This is a genomic window from Halalkalibacter alkalisediminis, from assembly GCF_028610705.1.
Classification (GTDB): Bacteria; Bacillota; Bacilli; order Bacillales; family Bacillaceae_D; genus Halalkalibacter; species Halalkalibacter alkalisediminis.
Genome location: NZ_JAQQWT010000005.1, coordinates 297,005 through 304,245, shown reverse-complemented (window position 1 = coordinate 304,245; position 7,241 = coordinate 297,005). Strand labels below are relative to the sequence as shown.

Below are 7,241 nucleotides of genomic sequence, written 5' to 3'. Positions count from 1 at the left end.
AAAAGTAACAAGTTCTGTAAAAAGCGCTGCTAAGAAAACAGTAGCTGCAGCAAAAAAAGTAACAAGTTCTGTAAAAAGCGCTGCTAAGAAAACAGTAGCTGCAGCAAAAAAAGTAACAAGTTCTGTAAAAAATACTGCTAAGAAAACAGTTACCGCTGCACAAAAGACGCTGTCAACTGCCAAGAAAACAGTGTCCCAAAAAGCAAGTAGCTCTGTCAAAAAAGTGTCAAGTGCTGTAAAGACTACAGCCACTAAATCATACAATTATGCTAAAAAAACTGCAAGCACGGTGAAAACAACAGCGAAAAAAACAGTTACTACAGCTAAAACAACAGCGAAAAAAACATATAGCTCTGTTACGAGCAGTGCGAAAAAAGCAGTTAGCAATGTTTCAAAGGGAGTTTCTAGCTTTTTCAAAAAGCCAAAGCTTCGTTAAGTTTTTCGTACCAGGTAAAGGACAGCTTTTGTCCTTTACTTTGAAAGGAGAAGTACTTCATGAAGAAATACGTTAATCTTTTTATAGTCATTGTTGGCTTACTGGCCGTAACTGGTTGTAGTAATGGACAGGAAACAGCATCAGATACCACTAATTTAAAGTTGCAGCAGAAAATTGAAAATTCCACAAATAAAGAGCCTGTTGAAGCCTACTTAGTGGTTTTAGAGGACCAGGAACCGCTTAAAAGACCAGAAGCAAAGAAACTGTTAAACTCTTCCATGGAAGAACACCCTACCATTGAAGCCGGAGTAATCGATGTAATTCCACTAGCAGCTCAATATGGGGACGGTGGCGTATTACATACGATGTTTTTCGTACGAAATGGTACAGAGTTTGAGGTGGATGCAGTAGATCTAGCTGATATGACCTACACGATTACCAGTACAACTGGGGAGACCATTGCAACAGCAGATTTTTATCTCCAGCCAGAAGGCCTAGGAACTTTGAAACCTGGAGAAGTAAGAGCGATGCGCTATGACTTTGAACCGAAGTTTGTGAAAAAGAATGATTACGACTTTACTATAGGATACAATGCAACGATAAAATTTTAGGAGGAAAATAACATGACAAAATTAAAAGAGAAGGCTTTACAGTTTTTAAAAGAAGAAGAAGGCCAATCGTTAAGTGAATATGGATTAATTATCGGGATCATTGCGGTAGCGTGTATTACTGTTTTAGTTGCGTTAAAGGATAAATTAGTAGAAACGTTTACAAAAATCAAAGATGCATTATAAGAAACGGTATGGAATATACTCAACAAGTTATCCTACTTATTGTATTAGCTATAGTAGCAGCAATCGATATTAAACAAAGAAAAATCCCTAATTTTATCACTTTTCCATTAATGATTGCAGGGGTTTGCTTTAGTTTTATTCAAGGCTCCTATATCGGAGCAGGATTTAGTTTACTAGGAATAGTACTCGCTTTTCTATTATTTTTTCTCCCCTATGCTTTTGGAACGTTAGGGGCGGGAGATGTAAAACTAATGATGGGCATTGGAAGTTGGATTGGATCATCTATGATTGTATTTAATGGTATAACAGTCATGATTGTAGGGGGTGTGCTAGCATCCTTATCACTAGCAATAAAAGTGCACCCCACCTATCCTATTAAGCTCATAAAAGGGTTGTTCTTTGCGATTATTTTAAAAGATTTAGAGAATTTCTTAAAAGGGGTAAAGGAACATTCTACTGATTCTATTCCATACGGTGTGGCAATTTTCATTGGGACGGTGATAACAACATGGCTGTATTAAGAAAGCTTAAATCAGAGGAGAAAGGACAATCTGTTACAGAATTTGCCATTATTCTACCAGTCTTTGTTTTACTCATAACAGGTGTTCTTGTACTCGGTTCAATTATTTATGCTAAAACAGTGGTTGTTCTTGCTGCATCCCAAGCTGCCAGAGTAGGTGGTGCCATTTATGATGATAGCTCCTTAACTCTATATGAAAAGGATGAAAAAATTCGTAACACAGCACTTACAGTTGTTAGCAATGGGTTAACCGGGGAGGACCGTACGGTTACTATCACGCAAGTAGGAAACGAAATAAAGGTAAAAGTTTCTTACACCTATTATATTCCGTTGCCTCTTATTCGCAGTCTATTTAGTAATCATTCAGTAGATATTAACTTTACATCCTCTTATCTTATTTTATAGGAGTAATAGCATGTGGAAACAGAAAGTAAGGGAAGAAAACGGTAGTGTATTCATTTTTACTCTTTTTTTAATTCCTGTCATTATTGCACTAGGTGGACTATTGATTGATGTGGGAATGATAGCTGTTGATAAAACAAGACTCGCAGGAGCAGTTGATTCTGCATCCTGGGCAGCTCTTGATTCTTATGATAGGGAGCTATGGGAGGAAGAGGGAATTCCAGTTCTCATAGAATCAGAGGCTTTCTTTTTAGCTCAAACCTATTTACATGCCAATATGCCTCAGGCAACTCTAACCAAGTTTGTTGTAAACGGTAATAGGGTGGAGGTGGAAGGAGCTAGTGTTACAAAGCTATTTTTCATGAAAATGTTTGGTTTTCATGAAGTAACGGTATATGCAAGTTCCAAAACAAAAATCGGATAGTCCATTCCATTCATGTGGAAGGATTATCCGATTTTTATATTACTTCTTTTAGGTATGTTTTATAGGTGATAGCTTCTTTTTCCGATCGTTGATTTAAATATAGAAGGAAAATACAAATGCACTCTGCTGATATTGTTAGTAAGCTAGCTACCATATAAGATACGTACTCGTAAGGTTGAAGGGTTGATACCGTAAGATAAAGGATATACCTTACTACATAGAATGTCACTAGCAGCCCAACTACTTTCCAAAAACATCCAGCCACTAACTGTTTACTTCTTTTAAAAGATTCTAGTAAACTCAACCTTTCCATAGCAAGCGTAATCGGATAAAAATAAAACCATACTAAAAATAAAAAACCTGGAATGATAAAAAAGAGGCTACCAATTGTAACGAGCAGAAAGTACATTACTGAACTTAAGACTAGTAAGCCTAAAATCGGCCCAACTTTAGCTATGCTTCTAAACAGGACTTTCCAAGCACTTTGAACAGAAGACGTAAGAATAAACCCAATAAACGCTAAGAAAACGGCTGCTGATAGCGTATCAAAAAAGAATTGAAAAATCGGTAAAAGACTTGTTACATAAGCATTCTCTAAATAAATATCCTTTAGATATTCAAAACCTAAGTACTGTATAGTAAATAAAAGAAGAAGAAACGGGACAGTGACTAGAAATAACTTTATAAACCTGGAAAACCCTTCACTAATTAAAGGAAACAGTTTTTTTGGTTCGAAATCATTTTCTTCTATTCTCATAGGCTATCAATCCTTAAAAGATAAATATTGATTTTTGTATATGGAAAACTTAGAAATAGAACCCTCAGGTAGTTCTAGTACATCTGTTGCTTTAGGAATACGACTAGAAACACTCCATGGCTTTAGACGTTCTATTAGATGAATCACCTTGTCATTACTATCTAAAAAAACACAGTCAATTGTGAATAGCATAAAGTAAGTATGTACTTGGTTACATGGGGTAAGTAGTATGCTTTCATTTTGCGGTAACTCTTTTTTTCCTAGTAGTCCTTTTGCTCTTGAAAACATAGTTGCTGCTACACTTACTTTTTCACTTATTACGGCTTCATTCACATAACACTTCATTATTATATAGCTCCTTTATAATATTATATTATCAAGGACTGTATTTATCAATATTTGGAATTTGAAATATTGGTTAGCAGAAAAATAGGGTAGAAATACAAACAATTATCCAGCAAATGATGTTTGGATCTTTTTGTTTTTATGCATAAAGATAGATGTTTTCAAAGCTTGAACAACGTATGTGTCAAGCATATCATATGAAGTATTTATAGCAGATTTAAAGATATTTAATAGTCAACTCAAAAAGGCATAAGATATACGGTCAAAGCTGGACAATGATTATTTTGAAGGTGATTTAGAAAGTGGCACTTACAACCTTAAAAAAGGTGCCAAACTAATAAGAAAATTAGTTTTGGCACCTTTTTTATAATATTCTTTTATTTTAATAAAGGAATCTTTATTACTAGCTTAAACCTTTGTATAATTAGTAGAGTGACTAACAATGGAATATGTATAGTCATAATACCAGCTAAAATTCGTAACCCCGGACTCGCTGCAATTTGTTCAAATGGAATAATTTGTGTAAGCGGAAGAAGTAAAATAATTTCCAAAAAATACTAATATTCTAGATGCGATAAACATAATGTTGAGGGGAATAATGAGTCAGCTAGAGCTGCATTAAAAGAATTCCAATCTATTATTGATAGTGGAAATAACATTAATAAATTTTCTTTGTCTCCTGGTGATTATGTTATTTTTCGTAATCAAAAAACTCTCCATTCGAGAGAAGGATTCACACCTAATTTTAATGGTATTGATAGATGGATGATAAGACTATTTGGTATTGAAGTTTAAAGAGAGGGATTCCTGTTCAAAATGGGATACCTTACGTACTAAATGCTTAATTATTTACAGATTTTAGGAAAAGTTAGTAACTTCAATGAGTGAGATACTTGAAGGTGGAATAATATTGATAGTCATATTATTCTTTGCTTGTTTTGTAGCTGGGTTTATTGACAGCATTGCAGGAGAGGGAGGATTAATTATGGTTCCCTCCTTCATTTAGCAGGTTTTCCAGCGCAAACAGCTCTTGGACAAGAGAAATTAGTTGGAACAATTGGAACAACGGCAGCAATCAGGAATTACATGAAAGATAAAAAAATCGTCTGGAAGATTGCTAGTTATGGTATTATAACTGCTATTATAGGAGCTTATGTAGGGCAGAACTTATTCTATTTCTTGATGAGGAATTAGTTGGAAAACTTATTGTGTTTTTATTCCCAATAGGGTTAATTTTAACTATATTACCTAAAAGAAAAGGTAATTGTAACGCTAAGATGCCTACAGGTAAATTTGCCGTATTTATTACACTATTAGTGTGTTTTTTTGCAGGATTTTATGATGGGTTTTTTGGACCTGGTACTGGAAGCTTAATGATTATATTATTTCACTATGTTGTAAAATTGACGTTGCTTGAAGCTTCAGCTACATCGAAAATTTTTAATTTTGCTTCCAATATTGGTGCTTTGGTTGATTTTATAATAGGTGGACATATCTTATTATTAAAAGGGATACCAATGATTTTAGGTAATATCCTTGGTAATTATTTAGGAAGTAAACTAGCAGTTAAACAAGGGGATACCATAATAAGGACAACTCTTATTGCTTCTTTATCAATCTTATTTATTTCTCTTGTTTATAAATATTTTCTTCACAATCTTTTTGTATAATTTTTTATCCCACCTAACCAGGTGGGATTTTCCTATTTTTTGTTAAAATGAAAATAGACTACTATGGGCGTCGACAGACAAAAGTGAAAGGGAAACAACATTGTTCTTAGCGGGATTCCGTAAAAGAGAAAAAGTCGTTGTCTTCCAAGTGTAATTCTATAATTTTACCAAATAGACAGTGCCACCTTTCACTTGGTGTTGTCTTTTTAGCTTATTTACTAGGATGAACAAGTGACAGAATGATCAGATTTTAAATAGCTTCTTTTATGCAACACTAGTGGTGGATTCAAATAAAAAAAATTTTTCAAAAAAATTAAATTTTCACTGTAAACTATTTAAATAATATATTAAATAGTTTTATTAATGTATAAAGAATATGAATATATGGCTATAAGACTACAAAAATCTAATCATTATAAGGTCAGAATTCAATAAAAGTGTGAACTTTATATAATATCAGTATAAATATTTCCATTTAGACTAGATGTTGACAGTATTTCAACGGTGTAATACAATCATAATCAATCAAATACAGTCATAATCAATCAAGAAGAGGATAAGTTTACTTTTAGCTTACTTATTGAAAGCGCTATCCTATTTGGTCTGCGTAAGAGAAAAAAACGATTGAAAACGGTCACGGTTATGTACTAAAGGAGGTGGTGCTAATAGTTTAGTAATGTGTAACACTTCATATTTTTTTCTGTATTAAACGTTTTGTGACATTTTGTAACCGCTTACTTAATGAACGAAATTAGGGGGATTAAAATGAAAAAGAGTCTAAAGTTTTTATCTATGGTTGCTGTACTTCTAGTAATTTCTTTGATGACCGCTTGTAGTGGAGGAGGGAGCGAGTCTTCCGGTGAACCCGCTGAACCTAATAATGAAAACACAGATGAAGTAGGAACTGAGGGTGAACAGCTTAAAATTGGACTGACGGTTCCGACATTAGGTAACCCATTCTTCGTAGCAATGTCAAAAGGTGCTGAAGAAGTTGCCTCTAAGTACGATGCAGAAGTTATTACTGTAAGTGCAGAGCATGATCTTGCTAAACAAACTGCACAGATTGAAGATTTTATCACAAAAAAAGTTGATTTGATTCTGTTAAGCCCATTTGATTCTGCTGGTATTGCCGGTGCAGTAGCTCAAGCCAGAGCAGCTGGAATACCTGTCGTAGCTCTTGACGGATTTGCTGAAGGTGGAATTAACACGGTTGTTATGTCTGATAACGTTCAGGCAGGTAGACTAGCAGCTGAATACTTAGTAGAGCAACTTGATGGAAAAGGTAACATCGTTATTATTGATGGTCCTCCAGTTTCCGCTGTTACAGACAGAATTAAAGGTTTCAATGAAGTGATTAGTGAATATCCAGACATTAAAGTGATTGCAAACCAAAATGGTGAAGGTAACCGTGAAAAAGCTCTTGATGTAATGGAAAGTATCTTGACGGCTAATCAACAAATTGATGCAGTCTTTACTATAAATGATGAAGAAGCAGTAGGTGTTCAAATTGCCCAAGAACAAGCTGGACGTCAAGATGAGTTCTTTATCGTATCTGTTGATGGTGCACCAAGTGCAGTAGATTTATTAAAAGCTGGTGGTAGCTTCGCAGGAACATCTGCTCAATTCCCTAATACAATGGTTATCGATGGTGTAGCTTTAGCGCTTAAAATCATTGAAGGCGAGGAAGTAGCGGAGGAAGTCCTAATTCCTACTAAATTTATTACACAGGATAATGTTGACTCCTATGAAGGTTGGTAAATTTTTACCTGTTCAGTAGATTCATAAAAGAAGATATGGTGCTCATAAAAAGAGCGCCATATTCGATCTTAATTAAGCCTTTTTGAAGGTTAGATAAATGTGTAAATAGGGAGTGGCGGAAATGACAGTACTTCA

10 protein-coding genes and 1 pseudogene are annotated in these 7,241 nt (G+C 34.5%); 9 read left to right on the top strand and 2 right to left on the bottom strand.

Annotation, left to right across the window (positions count from 1 at the left end):
- The 6 genes from PQ474_RS10440 to PQ474_RS10415 form a co-directional block, all read left to right on the top strand.
- On the top strand, positions 1–436 hold a 436-nt coding region (locus PQ474_RS10440; RefSeq protein ID WP_273842719.1), incomplete at its 5' end, for a hypothetical protein.
- Positions 437–495: 59 nt separating this feature from the next.
- Complete coding sequence (locus tag PQ474_RS10435; protein ID WP_273842716.1) at positions 496–1,047, top strand: SLAP domain-containing protein; 552 nt, start codon at positions 496–498, stop codon at positions 1,045–1,047.
- A 12-nt stretch (positions 1,048–1,059) separates the two neighbouring features.
- Entirely contained in the window at positions 1,060–1,230 is a 171-nt protein-coding gene (locus tag PQ474_RS10430) for a Flp family type IVb pilin (protein ID WP_273842714.1), read from the top strand.
- Positions 1,231–1,238: 8 nt separating this feature from the next.
- Entirely contained in the window at positions 1,239–1,751 is a 513-nt protein-coding gene (locus PQ474_RS10425; protein WP_273842712.1) for an A24 family peptidase, read from the top strand.
- Positions 1,739–2,155 carry a TadE/TadG family type IV pilus assembly protein gene (locus PQ474_RS10420; protein ID WP_273842710.1) on the top strand — a complete coding sequence of 139 codons (417 nt, stop codon included), beginning with the start codon at positions 1,739–1,741 and terminating at the stop codon, positions 2,153–2,155. Before PQ474_RS10425 ends, PQ474_RS10420 begins: the two co-directional genes overlap by 13 nt.
- A 10-nt stretch (positions 2,156–2,165) precedes the next feature.
- Positions 2,166–2,576 carry a Tad domain-containing protein gene (locus tag PQ474_RS10415; protein ID WP_273842708.1) on the top strand — a complete coding sequence of 137 codons (411 nt, stop codon included), beginning with the start codon at positions 2,166–2,168 and terminating at the stop codon, positions 2,574–2,576.
- Positions 2,577–2,610: 34 nt separating this feature from the next.
- Here the strand turns inward: PQ474_RS10415 and PQ474_RS10410 are convergent, their stop codons facing one another.
- Both PQ474_RS10410 and PQ474_RS10405 read right to left on the bottom strand, forming a co-directional pair.
- Entirely contained in the window at positions 2,611–3,333 is a 723-nt protein-coding gene (locus tag PQ474_RS10410) for a DUF7847 domain-containing protein (protein ID WP_273842705.1), read from the bottom strand.
- 6 nt (positions 3,334–3,339) lie between these two features.
- Positions 3,340–3,678 carry a DUF192 domain-containing protein gene (locus PQ474_RS10405; protein WP_273842702.1) on the bottom strand — a complete coding sequence of 113 codons (339 nt, stop codon included), beginning with the start codon at positions 3,676–3,678 and terminating at the stop codon, positions 3,340–3,342.
- Between the two features lie 609 nt (positions 3,679–4,287).
- Between PQ474_RS10405 and PQ474_RS26595 the strand changes: the two are divergent.
- The 3 genes and pseudogenes from PQ474_RS26595 to PQ474_RS10395 form a co-directional block, all read left to right on the top strand.
- Positions 4,288–4,473, top strand: a pseudogene (locus tag PQ474_RS26595) (TauD/TfdA family dioxygenase); the annotation flags it as partial.
- Between the two features lie 374 nt (positions 4,474–4,847).
- On the top strand, positions 4,848–5,348 hold the full coding sequence (locus tag PQ474_RS10400) for a sulfite exporter TauE/SafE family protein (protein ID WP_273842872.1): 501 nt from the start codon (positions 4,848–4,850) through the stop codon (positions 5,346–5,348).
- A gap of 765 nt (positions 5,349–6,113) precedes the next feature.
- The gene (locus PQ474_RS10395; RefSeq protein ID WP_273842700.1) at positions 6,114–7,106 is read left to right on the top strand and encodes an ABC transporter substrate-binding protein; all 993 of its coding nucleotides are present in this window, start codon (positions 6,114–6,116) and stop codon (positions 7,104–7,106) included.
- Positions 7,107–7,241: the final 135 nt, after the last annotated feature.